This is a genomic window from Streptomyces sp. NPDC032721 (assembly GCF_055579625.1).
On sequence record NZ_JBVIMX010000001.1, the window covers coordinates 150,120 to 177,062 of the forward strand.

Here is a 26,943-nt window from a genome sequence, read left to right on the forward strand (position 1 = left end):
TCACAGGTGACGCACGTCACGGTCCGCTAACAGCGCGTGTCGGGTTGCCCGGTTGTGAGGTGGTAGGCGGCTTTCTCGTCGAGGAGGAGGGGGATCAGGTCCCGCTGGGACTGCCTCAGGGGGACCCGGGCACCTGCCCGCGTCTTGGTGAAGTGGACGCCGTGCAGGGTGAGTTCGTCCTGGAAGGAGGCGATCTGAGGCTTGGTCAGGAGGTAGGCGCAGGGCGGGTCGGCCAGGACCTCGGCGGGTTTGGGCGGCTCGTTGTCGGCACCACCCAGATAGACGGGTCCCCGGTCGGCGTAACCGGCCAGCCTGGCCCGGCCGGTGGCCGCCTCGATCTTGCCGCGCCGCTGGGCGACGTAGCCCAGCGCGCCGTCGAGCGAGGCGGCGTGGGAGGCGACCCTGCGCCGCTGGTTGAGTGCCGTGTCCTGCTTCTCGGCGTCGCTGAGCGCGTCGACGCGGCTCTCGATGAGCAGGCCCACCGAGTGCTTGATGCCGGACGCGTTGCGCAGGATGCGCTCCTGGCCGTCACCCGCGACCTGCTTGACGGGTTCGCCGGTGACGGGGTCGGTCCAGATGCCGTACGTGCCGGTGCTGAAGCCGGAGGCGTGGGCGGCCGGGCGGACGTACTCCGCGGAGAGCTTCTTCGACTCGTCGTGGACGTGGGCGTCGGTGTTGAGGTTGCGCGGCCAGAGGTCGAAGAGGTCCTTGTCGTAGAACTTCGGGGTGGCCCCGTACTCGTGCAGGTCGTAGACCAGGTCGGGCCTGCGGTCGCGGATGACGGCGGCCATGGCGCGGCCCTCGGCGGTGGCCAGGGCGATGTGGTCGCGGTTGATGTCGGTGCCGTCGGAGTTGCCCCGGGTGTTGGCGGCGCGGCCGTCGGGGTTGGCGGTGGGGACCACGAGGACGGTGGTTCTGCGCAGGAAGTCCCGGGTGCGGTGGTCGGTGGCGTACGCGAGGTCGCGGACCTTGCTGAGGCAGGCTTCGCGGCCCGCCGGTTCGTTGCCGTGCTGACTGCAGATCAGGAGCACGGTGGAGGCGGTGTGCCGGCCCTCGCCGATCCGGACGAGCTGGAGCGGGCGGCCCTGTTTGGTGGTGCCGATGGAGGAGACGGAGACGCGGGAGGCGGCCCGGTCGACGGTGGCGAGGAAGTCCTGTTCCTCGGGCTGGGTGGTCCAGCGGGCGCCGTGGGACGACTCGAATCCGGTACGGGGAGGGGTGCGGCCGCCGTCCCCCGCCTGCGCGGGGGCGGCGAACAGCGGGACCGCCAGGGCGGCCGCGCCGAGGAGCGCGGTGAGGGCGCGGGTGCGGATCAACGGGAGCCTCCCGGCAGCGTCGGGGACTGCGGGGCGCGGCCCTGCGGGGCGTCCCCTGGCAGTCGGGACAGGTCCTGCGGGACTCCCACGCTGTCGCGGGCGCCCGGGGACAGCGGGGCGGCCTGGGCGTTGCCCGAGGTCGCGCGGGCGAAGGCGGGCGCGCCGCCGACGACGGGCAGCCTGGCCGACGTACCGGAGAGCGAGATGTCGACCGTGGGGCGGCTGTCCGGGGCTTCGACGAGGCCCGCGTCGGTGCCGCCGACGATCAGGGCGAGCCGGTGGCCCGCCGGGACCACGTGGTCGGAAGCGGCGAGGTCGATGGTGATCTCGTACGTTCTGCCGGGGGTCAGCGGACGGGCCTTTCCGTCGCCCCGGTAGTGGGCGAGGCTCGCCCAGCCCCGGGCGAAGACGGAGTGGTCGACGGCCTTGGTGTTGGCCTTGGTGTCCTTGAAGCAGGCGCTGTCGGCGGTGGTGCTCGCGCCCCAGCAGCTGCGGGTGGCCAGGGTGGTGATGCCCTCGCCCGAGGCCGCGTAGTTGCGGATGGTGTCGGGGCCGAGGTCGACGAGGACCGCGCTGAGGTTGGCGCTGGCGGTGGAGGGGGTCACCTTGAGGGTGACCTTGCCGGTGCCGGAGAGGCGCAGGTCGCGGGAGAGCGGCTTGGTGGTGAAGCCCGCCTTCTCGGGGGTGCCGGTGTCGATCTTCGCGGCCCAGGTGTCCTCGTCGAGGGCCGGGTCGTCGGTGAAGGTCTCCTTGGCGCCCGGCTTGGCGGGCTTGAGGGAGAGGGTGCCGACGCCGGGCGAACTTCCGTTGCCCGGGCGGACCTTGGTGGGCTCGGTGCCGCGCGGCGGCCAGACCCTGTCGGTGGTCCACCGGTCGGGGGCGCGTTCGATGTCGGCCATGGGCTCGCGGTCGATGCCGTTGTCGTAGCCCATGAGTTCGTGGTCGAACCAGCGGTGCAGGGTCTTCACCCACTCCGCCCGCCGGAAGTCGAACGGGTCGACGTGGCCCGTCTGCGACAGCCAGACCTTGCGGTCGACGCCCTGCTTCGCGAGGGCGTTCCACCAGGTGCCGAAGTGGCGCATGCGGACGTTGAGGTCCTGCATGCCGTGCACGGCGAAGACGCTGGCCTTCACCTTGCGGGCGTCGGGCACGAAGTCGCGGTCGGCCCACATGGCGGTGAAGTCGCCGTTGAGGGGCGCGTTGTCGGAGAGGTACTTCTTCACCGGGGCGCAGCGCTGGGCGTACTCGGCGTTCTCAATGTTCGCCGCGAGGTCTTCGGGGCCGCCGCCGTACAGGTCCGCGCCCTGCTGGAAGTAGTAGTCGTACCAGGAGGAGATCGCGCCGATCGGCACGATGGTCTTGAGCCCCTCGACCCCGGTGGCGGCGGTGCCGTTGGCGATGGTGCCGTCCCAGCTCTTGCCGATCATGCCGGTGTCGCCGTTGGACCAGGAGGCGCGGGTACGGTCGTTTCCGGTACGGGTCGTGTAGCCGGTGCCGCGCCCGTTCAGCCAGTCGATGACGGCCTTGGCGGAGGCGATCTCGGAGCGGCCGCCGATGTCGATGCAGCCGTCGGAGCGGCTCGTACCGGTGAAGTCGACGGCGACGTATCCGTAGCCGCGCGGTACGAAGTAGTTGTCGTAGAAGAGCGGGAGCTGGAGCGGCTTGCCGTCGGCGTCGTACGTCTTCTTCTGGCTCTCGTTGCCGCGTCCGCAGCAGCGGTAGTACGGGCTGGCGTCCATGATGACGGGGACCCGGCGGCCGGAGCGGTCGAGTTCGCGGGGGCGGACGATGTCGACGGCGACCCGGTCGGTCTTGCCGTCCCTGTCACCGTCGACGCGGGTGTCGACCCAGACGGACTCGCGGACGGCCTTGTCGTACGAGTAGACGGGCTTGCTCTCGGTGGGCCCGGCCGCCGCGGCGGCGGCTTCGGCCCGCGGTGCGGCCGTCGGGCTCTCCTGGGCTCCCTGGGCGGCGCCCGCCGGGACCAGCAGAACGGCCGTCATCGCGGCCACGGTCATGGGTACGAGCGTTCTCCACTTCGGGCGCCTGGCCCGCGCTGGTATCGACATGGCGGGACGGTAACGCTCTCCACTCCCCTGCGACAGGGGGCGTGGGCGAGCCGGAGGCGGCGCGCGTCGGCAAAAGGGATACCGGGTCACATGTCGGCCGCATGGCAATCATGTGACAGCAGCGACCATGGACATGACTGGTGGCTCAGGGGCTGAATAGAGTGCCAACACATCGTTCCACCTGACCACTTGGAGCACTTGTGCACCGCAGACTCATTGCCCCGGGCGTGCTCGCCGCAGCCACCCTGCTGCTGGCGATCCCGGCATCCGCGGCGTCCTTCACCCCGGGCGCCCCGGGCATCGGCGACCCCTACTACCCGGCCAGCGGCAACGGCGGCTACGACGTCTCCCACTACGACCTGCGGCTGAAGTACCAGCCCACGACGGACCTGCTGGAGGGCACGGCGACCCTGCTGGCCACGGCGAAGCAGAACCTGTCCCGCTTCAACCTCGACCTCGGCCTCAAGGTCAGTGAGGTACGGGTGAACGGCAAGGTCGCCAAGTTCGCCAAGGAGGGCGAGCAGGAGCTCGTCGTCACTCCCGCGTCCCCGCTGGAGAAGGGCAAGTCCCTCTCGATCGTGGTCCGTTACGCGGGCAAGCCCTCCGAGGTGAAGATCGGCGGGTTCACCGCCTGGCACCGCACCCCGGACGGCGGCGTCGCCGCGCAGGAGCCGGACTCGGCCGCCTGGTGGTTCCCGAGCAACGACCACCCGCTCGACAAGGCCACGTACGACGTGTCGGTGTCGGTGCCGGACGGCTCGACGGCGATCTCCAACGGCGTGCTCCAGTCGCAGAGTTCGAAGCTGGGCTGGACCCGCTTCGCCTGGCGCTCCAACAAGCCGCAGGCCTCCTACCTGGCCACGCTCGCCGTCGGCAAGTTCGACGTCACGACGGACAAGACGGCTTCGGGGCTCCCGGTCCTCAACGCGTACAGCAAGGACCTCGGCGACAACGACGGTGCGGCGCGCGCCAGCATCGAGCGCTCGGCCGAGGTCACCGAGTGGCTCGAAGGCGTCTTCGGTCCCTACCCCTTCAACGCGATCGGCGGTTACGTCCCGAACGTGACCAGCGGTTACGCGCTGGAGACGCAGACCCGCCCGTTCTACAGCCCGAGGCAGTTCGCCAACGGCGCGAACGTGTCGGTGGTCGTGCACGAGCTGGCGCACCAGTGGTACGGCGACAGCGTGTCGGTGCACCACTGGAAGGACATCTGGGTCAACGAGGGCTTCGCCCGCTACAGCCAGTGGCTGTGGTCGGAGAAGGAGGGCGAGGGCACGGCGCAGGAGCTGGCCGACTACGCGTACTCCTCGCGGTCTGCCGACGACCCGTTCTGGCAGGTCAAGCCGGGTGACCCGGGTCCGGACAAGCAGTTCGACATCGCGGTGTACGACCGGGGTGCACTGGCCATCCAGGCGCTGCGCAACGAGGTCGGCGACGATGCGTTCTTCCAGATCCTCAAGGGCTGGCCGAAGCAGTACCAGTACGGCAACGCGAAGGTCTCGGACTTCGTGAAGTACGCCGAGAAGATCTCGAAGAAGCCGCTCGCGGAGCTCTTCGACACCTGGCTGTACCAGCCGGAGAAGCCCGCTGCTCCGGCGGCTGCCGAGGCGAAGATCGCGCGCGGCCTCGCCGCTTCCCCGGCGGCCGAGCCGGTCCAGCCGAAGTCGTGGAAGAAGATCGCGGAGACGAACACGATCCACGAGCACTGAGCGGCCGGTCGGGGAGGGGCGGTTGACGCCGGAGAACCGGAGGAGCTGAAATTTCAGCACCGTGTCGCGCAATATCTACCGGGAAGTAACCGTGGCTGATTTGATGTGGCCCACCAGGTACATCCCGGCCCTTGCGCCACGTCCTTCGCAGGAGACCCCGTGCCCAACCGCTCCCTCCACCGCGCCCTCGCCGTCAGTCTCGCCGTCACGGCCGCCCTCGCCGTGACGGCGCCGGGCGCCCTCGCGGCTCCGGTCGCCGCAGCGGAGACTCCCGCGCTGCAGGTCCTCTCGTACAACGCCTTCCTCTTCAGCAAGAGCCTCTACCCCAACTGGGGGCAGGACTTCCGCGCGAAGGCGATCCCCGAGGCCCCGTTCTTCCAGGGCAACGACGTGGTCGTCATGCAGGAGGTGTTCGACAACTCCGCCTCGGACGCGCTCGGCCGCAACGCCGCCGCCCGGTACCCGCACCAGACGCCCGTCGTCGGCCGCAGCAAGAGCGGCTGGGACGCGACGGGCGGTGCGTACTCGGCGACGACCCCGGAGGACGGCGGGGTGGCGATCTACAGCAAGTGGCCGATCGTGCGCAAGGAGCAGTTCGTCTTCAAGGAGGCGTGCGGCGGGGACTGGTACTCCAACAAGGGCTTCGCGTACGTCGTCCTGGACGTGAACGGCACCAAGGTGCACCTGGTCGGCACGCACCTCCAGTCCACCGACCCGGGCTGCAAGGCGGGCGAGGCGGCGGCCAAGCGGAGTGCGCAGTTCAAGGAGATCGACGCGTTCCTCGACGCGAAGAAGATACCGGCGGGCGAACAGGTCTTGGTGGCGGGCGACTTGAACGTGGACTCGCACAGCGCGGAGTACGCCTCGATGCTCAAGGACGGCGGCCTGGACGGCGCGGACGCGCGGACCGGCCACCCGTACTCCTTCGACACGGCCGACAACTCGATCGCCGCCGAGCGCTACCCGACCGACCCGCGCGAGGACCTCGACTACGTGCTCCCCCGGACCGGGCACGCGCGCCCGGCGGGCTGGACGAACCACGTCGTCAAGGAGCAGAGCGCGCCGTGGACGGTCTCCAGCTGGGGCAAGTCGTACACGTACACCAATCTGAGCGACCACTACCCGGTGGTGGCTTCCGCCAAGTGACGTGTGGGTGAGGTGAGTTGGGGTGGGCCGGGGTTCTTCTCCCGGCCCACCACTTCCTCTTGCCTTCCTCTTGCCTTCCTCATGCCCCGTGCGGGTCAGCGGGCCGACGCCGCCCGCAGTGCCGACCGGGCCGGCAGCACGCTCGCCGCGAGGGCCAGCAGCAGGCAGCCGCCGACCGCCGCCAGCACCGGCGCCCACGGGACCACCAGCTCCACCGGGATGCCGAGCAGGTCGCTCAGTCCGGCGCGGATGCCGAGCAGCGACGGCACGGCGACCAGACCGCCGAGGAGGGCACCGAGGGCGACGACGAAGACCGTCTCGCCCGCGACCGTCCCCAGCACCTGCCGGGGCGAGGCGCCCGAGAGGCGCAGCACCCGGAAGTCGCCGAGGCGGTCGGCGGTGGCCATGAGGAGGGTGTTGGCGACCGCGATGCCGGTGTAGCCGGCGGACATGGCGACCAGGAGGAGGGTGAAGATCTCCACGAGGCGGTCCTCTTCCGCGTCCGCGCGGCCCGCGTGGGAGGCGAGGGTCATCTCCCGGGTGCCGGGCGGCGGTGGGGACTCGGGGCCGGTGCGGTAGACGGTTTCCGTGAGGGCGGCGGGGTCGTGGGCGCGGACGTTGGCCCGGCTCAACAGGGCCTGGTACGGGGCCGATCGGTCCGCCAGTACGGCGACGATGCGCGGTTTCTCCGTACGGCCGTCCTCGAAGGTGAGCGCCGACGGGGAGCCGGTGGCGAGGGCGTTGCGTACGGACTCGGTGACCGCGATCGTGCCCGGCGCGTCCAGTGCGGCGAGCGAACCGGAGACGACCTTCAGCCTGGGGTGCGCGGCGGTGAAGGCCGCCGGGTCGATGCCCGCGGCGGTGAGCGGCCCGGTGGCCGTGTGGACGGTGGTGGGCAGGAGTGCGGCCCCCTCGATGCGTGCGGTGGCGGCATCGCTGATGCCGGGGGTGCCGTCGGCGACGACGGCCCCTTGTGCCCGTACGGAGACGGCTTCCTCGGTGCGGTAGGACTGGGCGGACGTCTGGGTGTTGCCCGTGATGAGCACGACGAAGCCGAGGGTGGCGAGTACGGGGGTCACGGTGGACGCGGTGCGCCGGACGGCGGTCCTTACGCCCTCGCGGACCAGCAGTGCGGTGGCGCCGCCGTGCCGGGCCAGCGGCCGGGTGACGAGGCGGATCAGCGGCGGGAGCAGCGCCGGGGTGAGCAGTGCGACACCGGTGATCAGTCCGACGGCGGTGGCCAGCGCGAAGGTGATCATGTCGCTGGCCTCCGCGCTCGCGGAGGCGACGGCGGTCCCGCAGCCCAGCGCGGTGAAGCCGAGGCCGGTGAACAGCCGCCCCCGGGACAGCGGCCGGTCGTCGACGGCGGCCTCGCGCAGTGCCTCCAGCGGGGCGGTTGCGGCCGCGCGCCGGGCCGCCGACCACACCCCCGCGAGGGCGACGCCGAGTCCCACGGCCCACGCGGCCGCCGGTACCCAGAGCGTCTGGTGCACCTCGAAGCCCTGCGGCTGGAAACCGGTGTCCACGAGCAGCGCGCCGAGGGCGGGTGCCAGGAGGGCGCCGAGGAGCGCTCCGGCGGCGGCGCCGACCGCGCCGACGCACAGCGCTTCCGCGTACAGCATCCGGCGGAGCTGCCTGGGGGTGGCGCCGAGGGTCCTCAACATGCCCAGTTCCCGGCGGCGTTGGGACACCCCGAAGGCGAAGGTGGACGAGACGACGAAGACGGTGACGAAGCCGGAGAGCGCGGCCATGGCGGCGAGCACCTGGGCGCCGATCCAGCGGGTCTTCTCGTCCCCCACGGGAGCGAGGGCCTCCCGCTCGTCCCCGGTGAGGACGGTCCCGGCGGCGCCGACTGCCCGGGTCGCGGCGGCGGCGACGGTGGCCGGGTCGGTGCCGTCCGCGAGCAGCAGACCGATCACGCGTACGCCGCCGGAGAGGGCTTGCGCGCGGGTCTCCGTGAGGTAGTAGCCGGGTCCTCCGACGGTGCCGGAGACGGTGTGGGGCTCGGGCCCCTTGGCGGTGACGAGACTGATCCGCTCCCCCGGCCTGAGCCCCAACTCGTCTGGTACGGCGACCTCTTGGGGCCCGCTAGGGGCGCGTCCCGTCTTGATCGCGTACGGGGCGAGAGCCGCGCCGGACCAGGCGTGGCCCTGCCGTTCGCCGGCCCGCTGCTCGTCGAGCGGGCGGCCGTCCTCCCGTACCGCCTGGGCTGGGAAGGAGTGGTCCTGGACCACCTGCTCGACCCCCGGCAGGGCGGCCAGGGTGCGGGTCAGCTCCCGGGTGCGGTCCGAGGACCACGGCGGCCGGTCGAGGAAGGCGGCCCCGGCCGCCGGGGATTTCGGCGCCTGTACGAGGACGGGGCTGCCCGCGTAACGGTCGGGCACCCCGCTGCCGCCGGACAGCAGGATCAGCAGGGTCGCGCAGAGGATGGCGACGCCCAGGCACAGGGCGACGAACGACCCGGCGAAGGCGGTGCGGCGCTCGCGGACGGCGGCGAGGGCGAAGGAGAGCGGGAGGCCCGCTGAGGAGCGGGTGGTGCTCCTGCCCGGCTTGGCGGTGACGCCCGGCGGGGTGCTCGGCGCGGTGCTCGTGCCCGAAGGGGTGCTCATGCCTGCTCCTCCAGTACCGCCATGCGCGAGGCGATGGTCTCGGCGCCGGAGCGGGTGGTGATCTCGTCGGCGATCCTGCCGTCGGCCAGGAGGACGACCCTGTCGGCGTAGGAGGCGGCTGCGGGGTCGTGGGTCACCATGATCACGGTCTGCCCGTACTGGTCGGCCAGTGCGCGCAGGAGGCCCAGCACGGTCCGGGACGACTTGATGTCGAGGGCGCCGGTCGGTTCGTCGGCGAACAGGACCGCGGGCCGGGAGATCAGCGCGCGGGCCAGTGCCACGCGCTGCTGCTGGCCGCCGGAGAGCTGCGAGGGGCGGTGTCCGGCCCGTTCGGCGAGGCCCACCTCGGCGAGCGCGGCGGCGATCCGCGCCGGGTCGGGGCGGCGGCCCGCGAGCAGCAGCGGCAGGGCGACGTTCTGGGCGGCGGTGAGCGAGGAGACCAGGTTGAACGCCTGGAAGACGAAGCCGACGCGGTCGCGGCGCAGCAGGGTGAGCGCGGTCTCGTCGAGGTCTTCGAGCGGGGTGCCGTCGAGGGCGACGGTCCCGGAGGTGGGGCGGTCGAGACCGGCCGCGCACTGCAGGAGGGTGGACTTCCCGGACCCGGAGGGGCCCATCACGGCGGTCATGGTGCCCGCCGCGAAGTCGAGGGTGACGCCGTCCAGGGCGTTCACGGCGCGGTCGCCGGTCCCGAACCTCTTGGTGAGGGCGGCCAGTCGGACGGGCCGGGAACCGGTGTCGGCGCCCTTGGCGAGGGTGGTCTGTGTGTGCGTCGGCATGTCGTCGAGTCAAGCCGCCGGGCGGGCGGGACACATGCGCGCGGGCGCTAGTCCCGATACTCCACCCAGCACTACTGTCCGGCCGCCCCGCTGCTACTAGTGTCGGTCGGATGACCAGCCGGAACATCCTGGAGGCGCTGACCCGCCACCCCGTGGGCTTCCTCCGTACGTCGTGGCCCTGGCGCGCCCTGTGCCATCTGCTCTCCGGCGGGCTGCTCGGGGTGGGGGCGTGGCTCGCGGTGGGTGGGGTGGTGGCGGCCAGCGAGCGGATCGGGCTCGTGACGACGGTGGTGTGCGCCCTGCTGGTGCCGGTCGTCGTGGGGTTGCTGGCGGGTCCGGTGGAGCGGTGGCGGCTGCGGCTGGTGGACGCGGACGCCGCTCCCGTACGGCAGCCGCTGCGGACTCCCGCCGGGCTGCGGGGGGCCGCGTACGGGGCGGTGTCGGTGCTGGCGGTGGGCTGGGCGGACCTCTCGCTGGTGCTGGTCGCGCTGGGGATTCCGGGGGTGCTCGCCACGGCTCCCTTCCAGCCGGGTGCTCAGGCGTGGGCCTCGGTCGCCGGTCCGGTCGCCGGGGTGCTGCTGCTGCCGGTGGCCGCGTACCCGATCGCGGCGTGGGCGGGGGCCAGAGGGGCGCTGGCGCGGGCCGTACTTGCCCCGCAGGAAGCCGAGTTGACCCAGGTACGTGCCTCCAGGGCGCGTCTCGTCGACGCCTACGAGGCCGAACGGCGGCGGATCGAGCGGGACCTGCACGACGGGGCTCAGCAGCGCCTGGTGGCCCTGACGATGAAGCTGGGCCTCGCCAAGCTGGACCTGGCCCGGGCGGGCCTCCCGGCCGGTTCGCGCGCGGCGCAGGAGGTGGCGGAGGCGCACGCGATGGCGAAGGAGGCGCTGGGCGAGCTGCGCGAGCTGATCCGGGGCGTCCATCCGCAGGTACTGACGGAACGGGGGCTTCCGGCGGCGGTACGGGATGTGGCGGGCCGCTCGCCGATCCCGGTGGACACCGACCTCCGACTGCCCTGCCGCCTGGCCGAGTCGGTGGAGGTCGCGGCGTACTTCGCGGTCTGCGAGGCCCTCACCAACACGGCCAGGCACAGCGCGGCCACCCGGGTCCGCATCACCGGGGGCCTGGTCTCCGGCAACCTCTTGATCGAGGTGTACGACGACGGGCGCGGCGGCGCCGACCCGGCGGCCGGGTCCGGTCTCACAGGGCTGGCCGACCGGGTGGCGGCGGTGGACGGCAGGATGCTGGTGTCGAGCCCGGCGGGCGGGCCGACGCTGCTGAGAGTGGAGATTCCGGTGGACGCGGTGGACGGCACGGTGCGGGAGGCGGCTTCGTGCGGAGCCTGAGAGTGGTGCTGGCGGAGGACGCGGTGCTGTTGCGGGAAGGTCTGGTCGGCCTCCTTGAGCGGTTCGGACACACCGTCCCCGCTGCCGTCGGCGACGGCCCCTCGCTGATCGGGGCGGCCCGGCAGCACCGCCCCGACCTGGTGATCGTCGATGTGCGGATGCCGCCGCGCTTCACGGACGAGGGCCTGCGCGCGATCCGCGAACTCCAGTCCGAACAGCCGGAGTTGTCGGCGCTGGTGCTGAGCCAGTACGTGGAGCAGACCTTCGCCGAGGAGTTGCTGGAGGACCGGCGCGGGGCGGGCACCGGGTACCTCCTCAAGGACCGGATCGGCGACGTCGAGGAGTTCATGGACGCGGTGGGGCGGGTCGCGGACGGCGGGATGGTCGTCGACCCCGAGGTCGTACGCCAGTTGCTGGCGCGCCGCCGGGATCCGCTGCTGCGGCTGACCCCGCGCGAGCGGGAGGTACTCGGTCTGATGGCGGAGGGCCGCTCCAACGCGGCGGTCGCCAGGGAGCTGGTCGTCACGGAGGCCGCGGTCGCCAAGCACATCGCGGGCATCCTCCAGAAGCTGGACCTGCCGCCCGCGCCGGACGACCACCGCAGGGTGCTGGCGGTACTGGCGTTCCTGCGGGGTTGATGTCACACACCGGGGGCCGCGGTACGTCCGTGGGGGGAAGGCGCACCGCACCCGGTCGCCGCACCGCAGTCACCAGGGAGCCGGCCATGTCCGCAACAGGCAATGTAACCGTCGTCGGTGGAGGTCTCGCCGGGCTGGCCGCGGCACTCACCGCGGCCGAGGCCGGCGCGACCGTGGACCTGTTCGAGGCCCACGACACGCTGGGCGGACGGGGCCGCGCGACCGCCGCCCCGTACCGGGCGCACGAGGGTCCGCACGTGTTCTACGCCGACCTCGCGCACTGGAAGTGGCTCACCGACCGTGACCTGGTGGGCAAGTTGGGGCGGCCCTCGGTGCGGGACCTGAAGCTGGGTTTCGTACGGGAGGGGCGGCTGCGGTCGATGCCGCCCGCCGGTCTGCTGCGGATGATGATGCCGGGCCGGCCGCGCACCGCCCCGGTGGACGTCTCCTTCCACGAGTGGGCTTCTGCGAAGTACGGCGAGCGGGCCGCGCGGGCGGCGGCGCGGGCCATCGGCGTGGTGACGTACGACGCTGACACGGGACGGCTGTCGGCCGCGTTCGTGTGGGGCCTGTGGTGCCGGGTGTTCGCGCCTGCGGTGCCGACCGTGCGGTGGGTGGAGGGCGGCTGGCAGGCGGTGCTCGACCGGTTGGCCGAGCGGGTGCGGGAGGCCGGGGTGAAGATCCACCTGGGTGAGCGGACGACGGAGCTCCCGACGGACCGGCCGGTGGTGGTGGCCACCGAACTCGCCTCCGCGCGGCGGCTGTTGGGCGACGACTCACTCGTCTGGGAGAGCGGGCACGTGGTGCTGCTCGACCTGGCGGTGCGGGCCGGGAAGGAGGGCGGGAAGGACCGGTTCATCGCCTTCGACCTGGACGGCGGGGGTTTCCACGAGTCGTACTCGATGCAGGATCCGACCGTCGCGCCGCGCGGCGAGTCGCTGTTCCAGCTGGACATGCCGGTGCGCGCGGGCGAGAGCCTGGCGGACGCGCGGGAGCGGCTGGAGGGGCTGGCGGACCTGACGGTGCCCGGGTGGCGGGAGCGGCTGACCTGGAGCCGTACCGCCACCGCCAAGGGCCGTACGGGCGCACTCGATCTGCCGGGGACGACCTGGGCGGACCGCCCGGCGATCGAGCGCGGTGACGGGGTGTTCCTGGCCGGGGACATGGTGGCGGCCCCGGGGATGCGCGGCGAGATCTCGGTCTTCAGCGGGGTACGGGCCGGGGAGCTCGCGGCGACGGCGGCGGGGCGCGTCCCGGCACCGCCGGCGAAGGGGATGGACTGGGCCGCGCCTACGGGGCGCGGGTGAAGGAGCGGCGGTAGGAGCGGGGCGGCACGCCCCGGCGGCGTACGAACTGTTCGCGCAGGACGGCGGCGCTCGTGTAGCCGACGCGGTGGGCGACCTCCTCGACCGGCAGGTCGGTGGTCTCCAGGAGCTCCTCGGCCGCCGTCAGCCGGAGGTTGACCAGCCAGGCGTGCGGGGTGGTGCCCGTCGCGGCGGCGAAGCGGCGGGCGAAGGAGCGGCGGCTCATCAGGGCGCGGCGGGCCAGTTCCGCGACCGGGAGCGGCTCGTGGAGGTGGGCGCGGGCCCAGGCCAGGACGTCGGCGAGGCGTTCGTCCCGGCAGTCCTCGGGGGCGGGGGCCGCCAGGTACTGCGACTGGCCGCCCTCGCGGTGGGAGGGCAGGACCAGGTCGCGGGCGACGGCGTTGGCGACGGCGGCGCCGTGCTCGCGGCGGACCAGGTGCAGGCAGAGGTCGAAGCCCGCGGCGGCACCGGCGCCCGTGACGACCTGTCCCTCGTCGACGTAGAGGGCGTCCGCGTCGACGGTGGTGTCCGGGTGGCGGCCGGCCAGGAGTGCGGCGAACCGCCAGTGGGTGGTGGCCCTGCGCCCGTCGAGCAGCCCCGCGGCGGCGAGGGCGAACGCGCCGACGCAGTGCGCGGCGACGAGGGCGCCGCGTGCGTGGGCGGCGTTGAGCGCGTCGAGGACGGGGGCCGGGGGCGGGGTGCGGAAGTCCGCCCAGGGCAGGGCGAGCACCAGGTCGGCGGTGGCGATCCGGTCGAGGCCGTGAGTGACGGTGAGGGGCACGCCGACGTCGGTGCGCAGCACGCCGGGACGGTCGGTGCACAGGGCGAAGTCGAAGGCGGGGAGGCCGGGGCGGGGGTCGAATATCTCGGACACGAGCCCGAGCGAGAGCAGACCGGCACCGGGCGGTGCGTAGGCGGCGATACGGAGGAAGGGCCGGCCGGCACCGCCCAACGGCTCGCCGGTGCTTGCTGGTTGGGGCGGGGCGGAGGTCATGCGGGAAGTCTGGCACGATTCCCGCGATCAGTGGCAGAAGGGCCACTCGTAGCGAAGGACGGCGACCGGAATCCTTGGGGACATGAAGACGACGACCGAAGCGCCCCTCGCCCGCACCGCCTCCTACACGGTGCTCCACACCGGCTACACCCTCTCGACCGGACCCGGCGTCGCCGCCACCGTCTCGTACGTCACCGACGGCGACCGGCACGTGATCTTCGACCCGGGGATGGTGCCCGGCCCCGACAGCATCCTGGGCCCGCTGGCCGAGCTGGGGCTCACGGCGGACGACATCACCGACGTGGTGCTCAGCCACCACCACCCGGACAACATCATCAACGTCGGGCTCTTCGGGCGGGCCCGGGTGCACGACCACAAGGCGGTCTACGAGGGCGACCAGTGGACGGACCGGGACGCCGAGGGGTACGAGCTGACGCCCTCGCTGCGCCTGATCCACGCACCGGGGCACAGCCCGGAGGACATCACGCTGCTGGCGGGGACGCCGGACGGAGTGGTGGCGTTCGCGGGCGACCTGTGGTGGCGGCCGAACGGACCGCTGGTCGACCCGGTGGCGCCGGACCTGGAGGTGCTTCGGGCGTCACGGCTGCGGGTGCTGGGGCTGGCGGACGTGATCGTGCCGGGGCACGGGGCGGCGTTCGGGGCGAAGGGCGAGGGCGTGCCGGTGTAGGCGGTGGCGGTGTGAGCGGTGGCGGTGCAGGCGGTGTTGGTGGGCGGGCACGATGCGGCCGGGGAGGGGCTGGGCGGGCGCGGGTCCGGACTTCGGCGGATTCCGCACGTCGCCCCAGCCCGAACCCGCGCCCCCCGAACCAACGCCCCCCGACTTCACTTCGCCGCTCAGCCCTCGTACAGCGCGTCTATCTCGGCCCCGTACTTCTCGCGGATCACCCTGCGCCGAAGCTTCAGCGAGGGGGTCAGCTCTCCCGTGGCCGGGCTCCACTCCTCGCTCAGCAGCCGGTAGCGCTTGACCTGTTCGGTCCGGTTCAGCCGGGCGTTCGCCCTCTCCACGGCGCGCGCGATCTCCTCCCGTACCGCCGGATTCTCCGGGGTCACCGGCCCTTCGACACCCTGCGCCGCCGCCCACGCCGGGGCCGTTTCCCCGTCCAGTACCAGCAGGGCCACCACGTACGAGCGGCCGTCGCCGTGCACCAGGGCCTGGCCGATCAGGGGGTGTTCCTTGAGGGTGTTCTCCACCAGGGCCGGGGAGACGTTCTTGCCGGTCGAGGTGACGATCATTTCCTTCTTGCGGTCGGTCAGCCAGAGGTAGCCGTCCTCGTCGACCCTGCCGATGTCGCCGGTGGCGAACCAGCCGTCGGCGTCCAGCGCGGGTTCGTGCGTGCCGTCGGCGCGCAGATAGCCGGTGAAGACCGTCTCGCCGCGCACCAGGATCTCGCCGTCGTCCGCCACCTTGAGCTCCAGTCCCGCCAGGGGGCGGCCGACGGAACCGAGGCGGAAGCCGTGGGTGGGGCTGTTGGCGGTGCAGACGCCGACCGTCTCCGTCAGCCCCCAGGCATCCATGATCACGATGCCGAACCCGGCCCAGAAGCGGGTCACTTCGAGCGGCATCGGGGCTGACGCGCTCGCCGTCCAGACCAGCCGGTCGAAGCCCGCGAGGGAGAGCAGCGGGTCCAGTACGCGGGTCTTGGCTGCCAGGTACGCCGCCGCCAGTTCGGGCGGCGGCTCCTCGCCCTTCTCCCGGTACGCGACATGGGCCCGCGCGGTCTCGGCCGCCGCGTCCACGGCCGCCCGCTGCTCGGCCGGCAGCCCGGCGAGCGCCGCCTGCACCGAGGCGGCCAGCTTCTCCCAGACCCGGGGCACTCCGAAGAACTGCGCGGGATGCAACTCCCTTGCGGTCGCGGCGACTTGGCTGGGGTCCGTGCAGAGGTGAACGTGGGAGGCGCGGAAGACCGGGAGGTAGATGCCGAGCATCCGTTCCGCGATGTGCGCGAAAGGGAGGTAGCAGAGGTGCTCGACGTGGCCGGGAAGGTCGACGACCCGGTCCAGGGCGAGCGCGTTGGTCACCACCATGCGGTGGGTGATCGGGACGCCCTTGGGGTCGCCGGTGGTGCCCGAGGTGTAGACGACGGTGAGGATGTCGTCGGCGCGGGTCTCCTGCCAGCCCTTCTCGAAGGCGGCCGGGTCGAAGACGCGGCCGCCGGTCGCGTGCAGGGAGCCGTAGGTGCGGTGCGGGCCCGCCTGGGCCGGTTCCACCACCACGAGCTTCTCCAGCGGGGTCTTCGGGTCGGCCAGTACGGCTTCCCAGCGGGGGAGTTCGGCCGCGCCCTCGACGATCGCGTGGCGGGCTCCGCTGTGCCGGGCGATGTGCGCGATCTGCTCGGGTGCGGCCGTCCCGTACACGGAGACCGGGATCGCGCCGAGGTGGGTGAGGGCGAGGTCGCTGAGCCAGTGCTCGGGGCGGTTGCCCATCATCATGAGCACCTGCTCGCCGCGCCGCACGCCCAGTGCCGCGTACCCGGCGGCGAGGACGGCGGTCTTCCTGCGGACCTCGCGCCAGGTGAGGGAGGTCCAGCCGGCCGCCCCCTGCGGACCGCCGGCGCGCCAGGAGAGGGCGGGGAGGTCGCCGTGGTCCTCGGTGTTGCGCAGCAGCAGTGCGGGAAGGGTGAGTTCTGCCGGATCGGCGGGAAGTCGCAGAATCGTGGTCATGGCCGCCTCGAATCGTCCGTGACTGGGCGTGGCATCGACTGTGCGTGCGTGGCCGGGCAATTGCCCGGACGTTCCGGGAGGCTTTCACAACAGTGGTGAGACAGCAATACTGTTGCACCGCACGGCATGCACCGCACGGCATGCGGCACAGGGCATACGGCAGACGGCGCACGGCGCACGGGCGCGAGAACGGGGCACGGGAACCATGACGACGACCACCGGTATCGGGGAACCGACGCTCACCGTCGACGAGCTGGCCGCGCGCGCCGGTGTCACCGTCCGTACCATCCGCTTCTACAGCACCAAGGGCCTCCTCCCTCCCCCGGTGATCGGCCCACGCCGGGTCGGCCACTACGGCCCCGAGCACCTCTCCCGCCTCGCGCTCATCGAGGAGTTGCAGCACCACGGCATGACGCTGGCCGCCATCGAGCGCTATCTGGAGCAGTTGCCGCCGGATCTGAGCGCGCACGACCTGGCCATTCACCGTGCGGTGGTGGCGTCCTGGGCGCCGGACTCGGCGGAGGACGCGACCCGGGCGGAGCTGGAGCGGCGGGCGGGCCGGCCGCTGTCGGACGTGGACATCGACCGACTGGCCGCGATGAACGTGCTGGAGCGCGCCGAGTCCCCCGACACCTTCCGGGTGGACCCCGGTCTGCTCGCGCTGGGGGTCCAGCTGCTGGGCGTACCCATCGCGCACGAGACGATCCTGGCCGCGCGGACGATCCTCATGGAACACACGCGCGCGGCGGCCCGGGAACTGACGCACCTGTTCCGCGACGAGGTGTGGAGCCCGTATCGGGAGCGCGAGTCGGACCCGCAGCACGTGGAGGCGATGAAGTCGCTGTCCGCGCACATGCAGCCGATGGTCCTCCAGGCACTGGTGACCGCCTTCCAGCGGTCCCTGAAGGAGGAACTGCGAGCCGCGTTCGTCGACGAGAGCTGAGGCGGGGGGCGGCGGGCGAAGAGGCCGGTTACGGGTGGGGCCCGTCGGGCAGGAGTCGTCCGACGGGCCCCGGTGAGTCGGTCAGCCGGTCAGTCGCTGAACCTCTCGCCCTTCTCCGCCTTCTCGATCAGCAGTGCCGTCGGCTGGAAGCGGTCGCCGTACGTTGCCGCCAGTTCGCGTGCGCGGGCGACGAATCCGGCCGGGCCGCCCTCGTAACCGTTGATGTACTGGATCACGCCGCCCGTCCAGGCCGGGAAGCCGATGCCCATGATGGAGCCGATGTTGGCGTCGGCGACCGAGGTGAGGACGCCCTCCTCGAAGAGGCGGACGGTGTCGATGGCCTCGGAGAAGAGCATCCGCTCCTGCATGTCGCGGAAGGGGATCTCGGAGTCCGGCCTGGTGAAGTGTTCGCGCAGGCCCGGCCACAGCCGCGTGCGCCTGCCGTCGTCGCCGTACTCGTAGAAGCCGCCGCCACCGCTGCGTCCGGGCCGGCCGAACTCGTCGACCATCCGGTCGATGACCGCGTCCGACGGGTGGCCGGGCCACACCCCGCCCGCCGCCTCGACGGCCTTCTTGGTCTCGTTGCGGATCTTGCGCGGCAGGGTGAGGGTCAGCTCGTCCATCAGGGAGAGGACCTTCGCCGGGTAGCCGGCCTGGGCCGCCGCCTGCTCGATCGACGCGGGCTCGATGCCCTCTCCGACCATGGCGACGCCCTCGTTGATGAAGTGGCCGATGACGCGGGAGGTGAAGAAGCCGCGGCTGTCGTTGACGACGATCGGCGTCTTCTTGATCTGGCGCACCAGGTCGAAGGCGCGGGCCAGTGCCTCGTCGCCGGTGGCGTCGCCCTTGATGATCTCGACCAGCGGCATCTTGTCGACCGGCGAGAAGAAGTGCAGGCCGATGAAGTCGACGGGGCGCGAGACGCCTTCCGCCAGGCCGGTGATGGGGAGGGTGGAGGTGTTGGAGCAGAGCAGCGCGTCGGGCTCGACGATGTCCTGGATCTCCTGGAACACCTTGTGCTTGAGGCCGGTGTCCTCGAAGACGGCCTCGATGACGGCGTCGCAGCCCGCGAGGTCCGCCGGGTCGGCGGTCGCGGTGATGCGGGCGAGCAGTTCGTCGCGCTTGGCCTCGGTGGTGCGGCCCCGGCTGAGCGCCTTGGTGAGGAGCTTCTCGCTGTACGCCTTGCCCTTGGCGGCGGCCTCCGGGGTGACGTCCTTGAGGACGACCTCGATGCCCGCGCGGGCGCAGGAGTAGGCGATTCCGGCGCCCATCATGCCCGCGCCGAGGACCGCGACCTTGCGGACCTTGCGGGGCTCGATGCCCTTGGGGCGGTTGGCACCGGAGTTGACGGCCTGGAGGTCGAAGAAGAACGCCTGGATCATGTTCTTCGCGACCTGGCCCGTCACCAGCTCGGTGAAGTAGCGGGCCTCGATGGTCAGCGCGGTGTCGAAGTCGACCTGCGAACCCTCGACGGCGGCGGCCAGGATGTTGCGCGGGGCGGGGTAGTTGGCGCCGCCCGTCTGCTTCTTGAGGTTCGCCGGGAACGCCGGGAGGTTCGCGGCGAAGCGCGGGTTGGACGGGGTGCCGCCGGGGATCTTGTACCCCTTGACGTCCCACGGCTGCTGGGATTCCGGGTGCGCGTCGATGAACGCGCGGGCCTTGGCGAGCATCTCCTCGCGGGTGGCGACGACCTCGTGGACGAGGCCGTTCTCCAGCGCGCGCCGCGGGGTGTACTGGGTGCCCTGGAGGAGGACCTTCAGCAGGGCGTCCGCGATGCCCATGAGCCGTACGGTACGGGTGACGCCGCCGCCCGCCGGGAGCAGGCCGAGCGTGACCTCCGGCAGGCCGATCTTGGAGCCGGGGGCGTCGAGGGCGACCCGGTGGTGGGACGCGAGGGCGATCTCGTAACCGCCGCCCAGGGCAGCGCCGTTGATCGCGGCGACGACGGGCTTGCCGAGGGTCTCGATGCGGCGCAGCGAGCTCTTGATGGCGGTGCCGGTGTCGAAGGCGGCCTGGGCGTTCTCCGGGCCGACCTTGATCATGTCCTTGAGGTCGCCGCCCGCGAAGAAGGTCTTCTTCGCGGAGGTGTAGATGATGCCTCGGATGGAGTCCTTCTCGGCCTCCGCGCGGTCGGCGACGGCGGCAATGGAGTCCTTGAAAGCCTGGTTCATGGTGTTCGCGGACTGGTGGGGGTCGTCGAAGGTGAGGGTGACGACGCCGGTCTCGTCCTGTTCCCAGCGGATGGTGGTGGGCTCGCTCATGTTCCGGATTCTCCGTAAGGGCCGTGTGCGTAAGGGGGCGGGGACGGGACGAGCCGTCAGAGGCGTTCGACGACGGTGGCGACACCCATGCCGCCGCCGACGCACAGCGTGGCCAGGCCGTACCGCTTGTCCTGGCGCTCCAGTTCGTCGACGAGGGTGCCCAGGATCATCGCGCCGGTGGCGCCCAGCGGGTGGCCCATGGCGATGGCGCCGCCGTTGACGTTGATCTTGTCGAGGGAGAGGCCCATGTCCTTGGCGAACCGCAGGACGACGCCCGCGAACGCCTCGTTGATCTCGACGAGGTCGATGTCGTCGATGGTCAGGCCCGCCTTGGCGAGGGCCTTGCGGGTGGCCGGGGCGGGGCCGGTGAGCATGATGGTGGGCTCGGAGCCGGACACGGCGGCGGAGACGATACGGGCGCGGGGGGTCAGCCCGTAGCGCTCGCCGACCTCCTTGGTGCCGATGGCGACCAGGGCAGCGCCGTCGACAATGCCGGAGGAGTTGCCGGCGTGGTGCACGTGGTCGATCGATTCGACCCAGTGGTACTTCTGCAGCGCGACCGCGTCGAAGCCGCCCATGTCGCCGATCGCGGCGAACGAGGGCTTGAGCGCGGAGAGCGAGTCGGCGGTGGTGCCGGGGCGCATGTGCTCGTCGTGGTCGAGCACGAGGAGGCCGTTGCGGTCGAGCACGGGCACGACGGAACGGGCGAACCGGCCGTCCTTCCAGGCCGCGGCGGCGCGCTCCTGGGACAGTGCGGCGTACTCGTCGACGTCGCGCCGCGAGTAGCCCTCGATGGTGGCGATGAGGTCGGCGCCGATGCCCTGCGGCACGAAGCCGTTCTCGTAGTTGGTCATCGGGTCGTTGAACCAGGCGCCGCCGTCGGAGCCCATCGGGACGCGGGACATGGACTCCACGCCACCGGCCAGGACCAGGTCCTCCCAGCCCGAACGGACCTTCATGGCGGCCAGGTTGACGGCTTCGAGGCCCGACGCACAGAAGCGGTTCTCCTGCACGCCGGCCACCGTGTCGGGGAGTCCGGCGGAGATCGCGGCGGTGCGGGCGATGTCGGAGCCCTGGTCGCCGACCGGGCCGACGACGCCGAGCACGATGTCGTCGATGGCGGCCGGGTCGAGGGTGGGGAAGCGCTCCCGCATGGCGTGGATGAGGCCGACGACGAGGTCGATCGGCTTGGTTCCGTGCAGGGCGCCATTGGCCTTGCCGCGCCCGCGCGGGGTGCGGATCGCGTCGTACACAAACGCTTCGGTGCTCAAGACAGCAGCCTTTCGAGGGGTGGAGAGGGTGAAGAGGGGCGGAGAGGGATGAGAGTGAGAAGGGAGTGAGGGGTGCTGGGTCATCCCAGGAGGGAGCGGCCGATGATTTCCTTCATGATCTCCGTGGTTCCGCCGTAGATCGTCTGGATGCGGCCGTCGGTGAAGGCTTTCGCGACCCGGTATTCGCTCATGTAGCCGTACCCGCCGTGCAACTGGAGGCAGCGGTCGGCAACGCGCTTCTGGAGTTCGGTGGCCCACCACTTCGCCATCGACGCGTGGACGGCGTCGAGTTCCCCGTTGGAGTGATCGACGATGCAGCGGTCGAGGAACGTACGGGTGACGGCGCACTCGGTGGCCATCTCGGCGATCTCGAAGCGGATGTGCTGGAGCTTGGCCAGCGGCCTGCCGAACGCCTCGCGCTCCTTGACGTACTGGGTGGTGATCTCCAGGAGGTGTTCGGCGGCGGCGATCCCGGCGACCGCGATGCCCATGCGCTCCTGGGCGAGGTTGGTCATCAGGTGGATGAACGCGCCGTTCAGTTCGCCGAGGAGGTTCTCCTTGGGGACCTTGACGTCGTGGAAGAAGAGCTCGGCGGTGTCCTGCGCCTTCTGTCCGATCTTGTCGAGGTTGCGGCCGCGCTCGAAGCCCTCCGCGCCGCGTTCGACGACGAGCAGGGAGAGGCCCTTGGCACCGCCCTCGGGGGAGGTCCTGGCGACGACGATGACCAGGTCGGCGAGGATGCCGTTGGAAATGAACGTCTTGGAGCCGTTGAGCAGCCAGTGGTCGCCCTTGTCCTCGGCGGAGGTACGGAGGCCCTGGAGGTCGGAGCCCGCGCCCGGCTCGGTCATCGCGATGGCGGTGATGGTCTCGCCGGTGCAGAAGCCGGGCAGCCAGCGGCGCTTCTGCTCCTCGGTGGCCAGCCCAGTGAGGTAGGGACCGATGATGTCGTTGTGCAGGCCGACGGCGAGGCCGGCGGCCCCGGCGCGGGTGAACTCCTCGGCGAGGACGGCGCTGTAGACGAAGTCGGCGTTCCCGCCGCCCCCGTACTCCTCCGGTACGGCGAGGCCGAGCAGGCCCTGCTTTCCGGCGGCGAGCCAGGCCTCGCGGCTGACGATGCCGTCCTTCTCCCACTGCTCGTAGTACGGCAGCACCTCCTTGTTGAGGAAGGTGCGGACGGTGTCGCGGAACGCCTCGTGCTCGGCGGTGAAAATCCGGCGCTTCAACTTCTCTCCCCCTACAGCCAGTTCTTGACGGTTTCGATGAGCTTGGCCGGTTCGGGGCCGACGGGAATGACGTTGAGCATGGTCACGCCGGCCGCCCGGAACGCCTCGACGCGCTCGCGTACGTAACTCTCGGGACCGCACAGCGACATGAGTTCGCAGAACTCGTCGGGGACGGCGGCCTCCGCCTCCTTCTTCCTGCCCTGGAGGTAGAGGTCCTGGATCTTGGCGGCTTCCGCCTCGTAGCCGTAGGCGACGGCGAGGTCGTTGTAGAAGTTCTTGCCCTTGGCGCCCATGCCGCCGACGTACAGGGCGATCTGCGGGCGGGCGAGGTCCCGTACGGCGGCGGCGTCCTCACCGATGGCGAGGAGGCCGCCCGCGACGGTCTCCAGCGGGCCGAGCGCCGGGTCGCGCAGTGCGTTGCCCTCGGCGAGCGCGCCGCCCCACACCTGGTGGGCCTTCTCGGGGAGGAAGAGGGTGGGCAGCCAGCCGTCGGCGATCTCGGCGGTGAGCCGGACGTTGGCGGGGCCGAGCGAGGCGACGTACAGCGGGATCGTGTCGCGGACGGGGCGCGTGAGGATCTTGAGCGGCTTGCTCAGCTTGCCGCCCTTCTCCTTGGGCAGCGGCATGTCGGTGATGCCGTGGTGGTCGATGACCTCGCGCTTCCAGATGCGACGGCACAGCTCGACGGTCTCGCGGGTGCGGCCGAGCGGTTTGTCGTACGGCTTGCCGTGCCAGCCCTCGATGACCTGGGGTCCGGACGCGCCGAGACCGAGGAGTGCCCGGCCGCCGGAGATCGCGTCGAGTCCGGCGCCGGTCTGGGCGATCAGGGCGGGGGTGCGGGAGTAGACGTTGAGGATGCCCGCGCCGATCTGCATGCGGGAGGTGCGGGCGGCGAGGTAGCCCATGATCGTGGGCGAGTCGAAGCCGTACGCCTCGGCGACCCAGACGGCGTCGAGCCCGGCGGACTCCAGGGCGGCGACCTGGTCACAGGCCTCGCGGGGGTCGCCGGCGTAGCTCAGCGGCAGGGAGATCTTCACTGGTCGGCCTCGTTCTCGGACTCGGTCTTGAGGAGGTTCGGTACGTTCCAGTCGGCCGCCACTTCGGCGGTGTCCGCGCCGGGCAGCGCGGGGCCCCGGCCGAGGGCGCCGGGGGTGACGGAGAAGCGGGGTGCGGGCGCGGGCTGGGTGACGCCCTCGTGCTCGACGTAGGTGCCCCGGGCGGCGAGGTGCGGGTGGGCAGGGGCCTCGCGCATCGACAGCACGGGAGCCACGCAGGCGTCCGAGGACTCGAAGACGGCCGTCCACTCGTCGCGGGTGCGCTCCTTGAAGCGGGCGGCGATGGTCTCGCGCAGTTCGCCCCAGCGGGCGAGGTCGCTCCGGTCGGGGGCGATGCCCCCGATGCCGAGGAGGTCGGTGAACCGGGCGTAGAACTGCGGCTCCAGCGCGCCGACCGCCATGTGCTTGCCGTCGGAGGTCTCGTACGTCCCGTAGAAGGGGCAGCCGCCGTCGAGCAGGTTCGCCCCGCGCCGGTCCTGCCAGCCGCCGGCCGCGAGCATGCCGTGCAGCATGGTGGCCAGGTGGCTGGCGCCGTCGACGATCGCGGCGTCCACGACCTGGCCGGTGCCGCCGGGGGTGCGGGCGTGCTGGAGGGCGGCGAGTACGCCGATGACCAGGTAGAGCGAGCCGCCCGCGTAGTCGCCGACCAGGTTGGCGGGGACGGTCGGCGGCTCGTCGGGCTTGCCGATCATGCCGAGGGTGCCGGTGAGGGCGAGGTACGCGATGTCGTGGCCGGCCCGCTGGGCGAGCGGGCCCTCCTGGCCCCAGCCGGTCATCCGGCCGTAGACCAGCTTGGGGTTGCGGGCGAGGCAGGCGTCGGGGCCGACGCCGAGGCGTTCGGCGACACCGGGGCGGTAGCCCTCGATGAGGAGGTCGGCGCGCTCCACGAGGTCGAGCACCTGGCCGGGGCCCTCGGGCGACTTGAGGTCCACCAGGACCGAGCGTTTGCCCCGGTTGGTGAGGTCGTCGGCCGGGTCGCCGCCGATTCCCGGGCCGCCGGGCCGGTCGACCCGCACCACGTCGGCGCCCAGGTCGGCGAGGCACATGGCGGCGAAGGGGCCGGGCCCGATGCCGGCCAGTTCCACCACACGCACCCCGGCGAGAGGGCCTTTCGCGCCCGTGCCCGTGTCCGTGCCCGTGTCAGCTCCCGCGCTCTCGCCCGCAGTGTCGCCGGATCGTCCGGTCCTCGTGCCTGCTGTCCCTGCCATCAAGCCCCCAGCACTGTGACACAACTGATGTAACAGCAGTGATGCTAAGAACGTGTTCCACTCTGCACAAGCCCCTTGGGCCGAGTGATTGAGCAAGCGCTTAGGGTGGGTTGGCCCGACGACTGCTCGACGACTGGAGGAACGGCATGCCGCGTCCGAACGACAGCTCCGCAGACAGGCCCTACGACATCGTGCTGTACGGCGCGACCGGTTTCGCGGGCGAACTGACGGCGCGCTACCTCGCGCTGCGGGCCCCGGAAGGCTGCCGTTGGGCGCTGGCCGGACGTACGCCCGCCAAGCTGGAGCAGGTCAGGGAGCGGCTGGCGAAGATCAACCCCGACTGCGCGGAACTGCCGTTGCTGCGGGCGGACTCGGGCGACCCGGCATCGCTGCGCGAACTCGCCCGCAGCACCCGGGCGCTGGCCACGACCGTGGGCCCGTACCTCCGGCACGGCGAGGGACTGGTCGCCGCGTGTGCGGTGGCGGGTACGGACTACGTCGACCTGTGCGGCGAGCCGGAGTTCGTGGACCGGATGTACCTGGCGTACGACGGGACGGCGCGGCAGAGCGGGGCGCGGCTGGTGCACGCGTGCGGGTTCGACTCCGTACCGCACGACCTGGGTGCGTACTTCACGGTGCGGCAGCTGCCGGAGGGCGTGCCGGTGCGGATCGACGGCTTCGTTCGGACCGAGGCGATGTTCTCCGGCGGTACGTTCGCGTCGGCGCTTGAGGCGATGGGGCGCGGGCGGCAGATGCTGGCGGCGGCGCGGGAGCGGCGCGCGGCCGAGCCGGGTCCGGGCGGCGGCCGGCGGGTGAGCACGCCCTTCGGGTCCCCGCACCGCAGCCGTGAGGTGGGCGCCTGGGCGCTGCCGCTGCCGACGCTGGACGCGCAGATCGTCCACCGGTCGGCGACGGCGCTGGAGCGCTACGGTCCCGACTTCCGCTACCGGCACTTCGCCGGGGTGAAGCGGCTGCCGGTCGCGGCGGGCGGGGTCCTGGCGGCGGGCTCGGTGCTCGCGCTGGCGCAGGTTCCGGCGGCCAGGAAGTGGCTGGGCTCGGTGATCGCGCCGGGGACGGGCCCGGACGAGGCGCGCCGGGCGAAGAGCCGGTTCACGGTGCGGTTCGTCGGGGAGGGCGGCGGCCGGCGGGTCTTCACCGAGGTGTCCGGCGGTGACCCGGGGTACGGCGAGACGGCGAAGATGCTCGCCGAGTCGGCCCTCTGCCTCGCCCTCGACGAACTGCCCGCGACGGCCGGGCAGGTGACGACGGCGGTGGCGATGGGCGACGCGCTGACGGGACGGCTGGAACGGGCGGGGATCCGGTTCCGGGTGGCGCACGTGGAGTGAGGGCGGGCGGTTTCCGGGGTCGTACGGCTGGCTCAGGGGCCGGATATCCAGCCCGAGATGGTGTAGATCATGCCGCCCGTCCACCCCACCATCGCGAGGACGCCGACCAGCACGGTCACCGCCATCCGGCGGCCCGCCCGGTGGACGGTGACGGACTCGAAGTACTCGGGAACGGCGGGCGAGGTGTCATTGTCCCTGTCCACGCCGGTATCGACGTGGACCCTCATCGTCATCATGCTCGTGGTCATGTGATCACCCTGTCCCGTGCTGGCCGTTTTCCACATCCGTACGCGTACTCAGTCGTGCTACTCACCGAGGGCTTCGGCGAGCGCCCGTCTGCAGAGCGCGTCGGCGCGGCGGGTGGTCTCCGGCTGGCGGTACTCGGCGGCCAGCCGCAGGGTGTGCGCACAGGCGTTGTCGAGCGAGACACGGTGGCCGACGGAGACGAAGACCGGCTTCACCCCGTCCTGGGTGCGCAGGGCACGGCCGACCTCCGTGCCGTCCTCGGTGTCGAGCAGCGGGGAGAAATCGCCCCGGCGGGGCCCTGGTTGCTCGTAGTGGAAGGTGAACGGGTTCTTGGCGACGCCGATGACGGGCCGGCCGGTGAGCACACCGAGATGGCTGGCCAGCCCGAAGCGGCGGGGGTGCGCCTGCCCGTAACCGTCGCAGACGATGAGCCCGGGGTCGGTGGTGAGTTCGCCGAGGACCGCGAGCACGGTCGGTATCTCACGGAACGCCAGCAGCCCCGGCACGTACGGGAATTCCACCCGGCCGACGGCGGTGGCCTCCGCCACGACGGCGTGCGTCGCGGCGTCGAGGACGACGGCCGCGGCGACGACGAGGTCGCGCTCGTCGTCGTACGCCACGTCGACTCCGGTGACCCGGCCGCTGCCCGGCGGCGGCCCGGCCTCGTCCAGCACGACGCGCACCCGCAGTTCGTCCTGAAGCGCGCGGGCGGCGGCTTCGTCGGCCGGGGTGGTGGCGGTGTGGCGGGGCGTCGTGTTCATCGTGCTCGCCACTGTAGGAGGTGGGTCTGACAGTCGGGGG

21 protein-coding genes are annotated in these 26,943 nt (G+C 72.0%); 8 read left to right on the plus strand and 13 right to left on the minus strand.

Going from position 1 to position 26,943, the window contains the following annotated elements; genetic code table 11:
* Nucleotides 1–26: 26 nt before the first annotated feature.
* Complete coding sequence (locus tag ACZ5PB_RS00655) at nucleotides 27–1,316, minus strand: M14 family metallopeptidase (RefSeq protein ID WP_468686565.1); 1,290 nt, start codon at nucleotides 1,314–1,316, stop codon at nucleotides 27–29.
* Nucleotides 1,313–3,385, minus strand: a complete 2,073-nt coding sequence (locus tag ACZ5PB_RS00660; RefSeq protein WP_468686568.1) for a Xaa-Pro dipeptidyl-peptidase — start codon at nucleotides 3,383–3,385, stop codon at nucleotides 1,313–1,315. Before ACZ5PB_RS00660 ends, ACZ5PB_RS00655 begins: the two co-directional genes overlap by 4 nt.
* A gap of 200 nt (nucleotides 3,386–3,585) precedes the next feature.
* On the opposite strand from ACZ5PB_RS00660, the gene ACZ5PB_RS00665 reads away from it, so the two are divergent.
* Together ACZ5PB_RS00665 and sph are read left to right on the plus strand one after the other, a co-directional pair.
* A complete protein-coding gene (locus ACZ5PB_RS00665; protein ID WP_468686571.1) occupies nucleotides 3,586–5,094 on the plus strand; it encodes a M1 family metallopeptidase in 1,509 nt (502 codons plus the stop codon).
* A 159-nt stretch (nucleotides 5,095–5,253) separates the two neighbouring features.
* A complete protein-coding gene (gene sph / locus ACZ5PB_RS00670; RefSeq protein ID WP_468686572.1) occupies nucleotides 5,254–6,240 on the plus strand; it encodes a sphingomyelin phosphodiesterase in 987 nt (328 codons plus the stop codon).
* Nucleotides 6,241–6,335: 95 nt separating this feature from the next.
* Here sph and ACZ5PB_RS00675 read toward each other — a convergent pair whose 3' ends face one another.
* On the minus strand, nucleotides 6,336–8,849 hold the full coding sequence (locus tag ACZ5PB_RS00675) for an FtsX-like permease family protein (protein ID WP_468686573.1): 2,514 nt from the start codon (nucleotides 8,847–8,849) through the stop codon (nucleotides 6,336–6,338).
* On the minus strand, nucleotides 8,846–9,625 hold the full coding sequence (locus tag ACZ5PB_RS00680; RefSeq protein WP_468686575.1) for an ABC transporter ATP-binding protein: 780 nt from the start codon (nucleotides 9,623–9,625) through the stop codon (nucleotides 8,846–8,848). Before ACZ5PB_RS00680 ends, ACZ5PB_RS00675 begins: the two co-directional genes overlap by 4 nt.
* Before the next feature lie 110 nt (nucleotides 9,626–9,735).
* Between ACZ5PB_RS00680 and ACZ5PB_RS00685 the strand changes: the two genes are divergently transcribed.
* From ACZ5PB_RS00685 to ACZ5PB_RS00695, 3 genes are all read left to right on the plus strand, one after another.
* Nucleotides 9,736–10,971, plus strand: coding sequence for a sensor histidine kinase (locus ACZ5PB_RS00685; RefSeq protein ID WP_468686576.1), 1,236 nt, complete (start codon nucleotides 9,736–9,738; stop codon nucleotides 10,969–10,971).
* Nucleotides 10,959–11,609: a response regulator gene (locus tag ACZ5PB_RS00690; RefSeq protein WP_468686578.1), complete on the plus strand. Its 651-nt coding sequence runs from the start codon at nucleotides 10,959–10,961 to the stop codon at nucleotides 11,607–11,609. The genes ACZ5PB_RS00685 and ACZ5PB_RS00690 overlap by 13 nt, the downstream gene beginning before the upstream one ends.
* 86 nt (nucleotides 11,610–11,695) lie before the next feature.
* A complete protein-coding gene (locus ACZ5PB_RS00695) occupies nucleotides 11,696–12,916 on the plus strand; it encodes an NAD(P)-binding protein (protein ID WP_468686579.1) in 1,221 nt (406 codons plus the stop codon).
* Here the strand turns inward: ACZ5PB_RS00695 and ACZ5PB_RS00700 are convergent.
* Nucleotides 12,900–13,907 carry a GlxA family transcriptional regulator gene (locus tag ACZ5PB_RS00700; RefSeq protein ID WP_468686580.1) on the minus strand — a complete coding sequence of 336 codons (1,008 nt, stop codon included), beginning with the start codon at nucleotides 13,905–13,907 and terminating at the stop codon, nucleotides 12,900–12,902. The two genes, ACZ5PB_RS00695 and ACZ5PB_RS00700, sit on opposite strands and share 17 nt — an antisense overlap.
* An 82-nt stretch (nucleotides 13,908–13,989) precedes the next feature.
* Between ACZ5PB_RS00700 and ACZ5PB_RS00705 the strand changes: the two genes are divergently transcribed.
* Nucleotides 13,990–14,595, plus strand: a complete 606-nt coding sequence (locus ACZ5PB_RS00705; RefSeq protein WP_468686581.1) for an MBL fold metallo-hydrolase — start codon at nucleotides 13,990–13,992, stop codon at nucleotides 14,593–14,595.
* A gap of 167 nt (nucleotides 14,596–14,762) precedes the next feature.
* Here ACZ5PB_RS00705 and ACZ5PB_RS00710 read toward each other — a convergent pair whose 3' ends face one another.
* Nucleotides 14,763–16,589 carry an AMP-dependent synthetase/ligase gene (locus ACZ5PB_RS00710; protein ID WP_468686582.1) on the minus strand — a complete coding sequence of 609 codons (1,827 nt, stop codon included), beginning with the start codon at nucleotides 16,587–16,589 and terminating at the stop codon, nucleotides 14,763–14,765.
* A 205-nt stretch (nucleotides 16,590–16,794) separates the two neighbouring features.
* On the opposite strand from ACZ5PB_RS00710, the gene ACZ5PB_RS00715 reads away from it, so the two are divergent.
* Entirely contained in the window at nucleotides 16,795–17,532 is a 738-nt protein-coding gene (locus ACZ5PB_RS00715; protein WP_468686583.1) for a MerR family transcriptional regulator, read from the plus strand.
* An 89-nt stretch (nucleotides 17,533–17,621) separates the two neighbouring features.
* On the opposite strand, the gene ACZ5PB_RS00720 is transcribed toward ACZ5PB_RS00715, so the two are convergent.
* The 5 genes from ACZ5PB_RS00720 to ACZ5PB_RS00740 all read right to left on the minus strand — a co-directional run bounded on the left by ACZ5PB_RS00720 (nucleotide 17,622) and on the right by ACZ5PB_RS00740 (nucleotide 24,427).
* On the minus strand, nucleotides 17,622–19,793 hold the full coding sequence (locus tag ACZ5PB_RS00720; protein ID WP_468686585.1) for a 3-hydroxyacyl-CoA dehydrogenase NAD-binding domain-containing protein: 2,172 nt from the start codon (nucleotides 19,791–19,793) through the stop codon (nucleotides 17,622–17,624).
* 56 nt (nucleotides 19,794–19,849) lie between these two features.
* The gene (locus ACZ5PB_RS00725) at nucleotides 19,850–21,064 is read right to left on the minus strand and encodes an acetyl-CoA C-acetyltransferase (protein WP_468686587.1); all 1,215 of its coding nucleotides are present in this window, start codon (nucleotides 21,062–21,064) and stop codon (nucleotides 19,850–19,852) included.
* An 80-nt stretch (nucleotides 21,065–21,144) separates the two neighbouring features.
* Nucleotides 21,145–22,287 carry an acyl-CoA dehydrogenase family protein gene (locus ACZ5PB_RS00730; protein ID WP_468686588.1) on the minus strand — a complete coding sequence of 381 codons (1,143 nt, stop codon included), beginning with the start codon at nucleotides 22,285–22,287 and terminating at the stop codon, nucleotides 21,145–21,147.
* 11 nt (nucleotides 22,288–22,298) lie between these two features.
* Nucleotides 22,299–23,324 (minus strand): LLM class F420-dependent oxidoreductase, encoded by a 1,026-nt coding sequence (locus ACZ5PB_RS00735; RefSeq protein ID WP_468686589.1) that lies wholly within the window; start codon nucleotides 23,322–23,324, stop codon nucleotides 22,299–22,301.
* Complete coding sequence (locus ACZ5PB_RS00740; protein WP_468686591.1) at nucleotides 23,321–24,427, minus strand: CaiB/BaiF CoA transferase family protein; 1,107 nt, start codon at nucleotides 24,425–24,427, stop codon at nucleotides 23,321–23,323. The genes ACZ5PB_RS00735 and ACZ5PB_RS00740 overlap by 4 nt, the downstream gene beginning before the upstream one ends.
* A 269-nt stretch (nucleotides 24,428–24,696) precedes the next feature.
* Between ACZ5PB_RS00740 and ACZ5PB_RS00745 the strand changes: the two genes are divergently transcribed.
* Entirely contained in the window at nucleotides 24,697–25,896 is a 1,200-nt protein-coding gene (locus ACZ5PB_RS00745; RefSeq protein WP_468686593.1) for a saccharopine dehydrogenase family protein, read from the plus strand.
* Between the two features lie 32 nt (nucleotides 25,897–25,928).
* On the opposite strand, the gene mmpA is transcribed toward ACZ5PB_RS00745, so the two are convergent.
* Entirely contained in the window at nucleotides 25,929–26,144 is a 216-nt protein-coding gene (gene mmpA / locus ACZ5PB_RS00750) for a morphogenic membrane protein MmpA (protein ID WP_468686595.1), read from the minus strand.
* Between the two features lie 57 nt (nucleotides 26,145–26,201).
* Complete coding sequence (locus ACZ5PB_RS00755) at nucleotides 26,202–26,903, minus strand: endonuclease V (protein ID WP_468686598.1); 702 nt, start codon at nucleotides 26,901–26,903, stop codon at nucleotides 26,202–26,204.
* Between the last annotated feature and the right edge of the window lie 40 nt (nucleotides 26,904–26,943).

Coding starts and splice junctions, on each gene's coding strand:
- ACZ5PB_RS00660 (WP_468686568.1), bottom strand. CDS start 3,385: ATGTCGATACCAGCGCGGGCCAGGCGCCCGAAGTGGAGAACGCTCGTA.
- ACZ5PB_RS00675 (WP_468686573.1), bottom strand. CDS start 8,849: ATGAGCACCCCTTCGGGCACGAGCACCGCGCCGAGCACCCCGCCGGGC.
- ACZ5PB_RS00680 (WP_468686575.1), bottom strand. CDS start 9,625: ATGCCGACGCACACACAGACCACCCTCGCCAAGGGCGCCGACACCGGT.
- ACZ5PB_RS00685 (WP_468686576.1), top strand. CDS start 9,736: ATGACCAGCCGGAACATCCTGGAGGCGCTGACCCGCCACCCCGTGGGC.
- ACZ5PB_RS00695 (WP_468686579.1), top strand. CDS start 11,696: ATGTCCGCAACAGGCAATGTAACCGTCGTCGGTGGAGGTCTCGCCGGG.
- ACZ5PB_RS00700 (WP_468686580.1), bottom strand. CDS start 13,907: ATGACCTCCGCCCCGCCCCAACCAGCAAGCACCGGCGAGCCGTTGGGC.
- ACZ5PB_RS00705 (WP_468686581.1), top strand. CDS start 13,990: ATGAAGACGACGACCGAAGCGCCCCTCGCCCGCACCGCCTCCTACACG.
- ACZ5PB_RS00710 (WP_468686582.1), bottom strand. CDS start 16,589: ATGACCACGATTCTGCGACTTCCCGCCGATCCGGCAGAACTCACCCTT.
- ACZ5PB_RS00715 (WP_468686583.1), top strand. CDS start 16,795: ATGACGACGACCACCGGTATCGGGGAACCGACGCTCACCGTCGACGAG.
- ACZ5PB_RS00720 (WP_468686585.1), bottom strand. CDS start 19,793: ATGAGCGAGCCCACCACCATCCGCTGGGAACAGGACGAGACCGGCGTC.
- ACZ5PB_RS00745 (WP_468686593.1), top strand. CDS start 24,697: ATGCCGCGTCCGAACGACAGCTCCGCAGACAGGCCCTACGACATCGTG.
- mmpA (WP_468686595.1), bottom strand. CDS start 26,144: ATGACCACGAGCATGATGACGATGAGGGTCCACGTCGATACCGGCGTG.
- ACZ5PB_RS00755 (WP_468686598.1), bottom strand. CDS start 26,903: ATGAACACGACGCCCCGCCACACCGCCACCACCCCGGCCGACGAAGCC.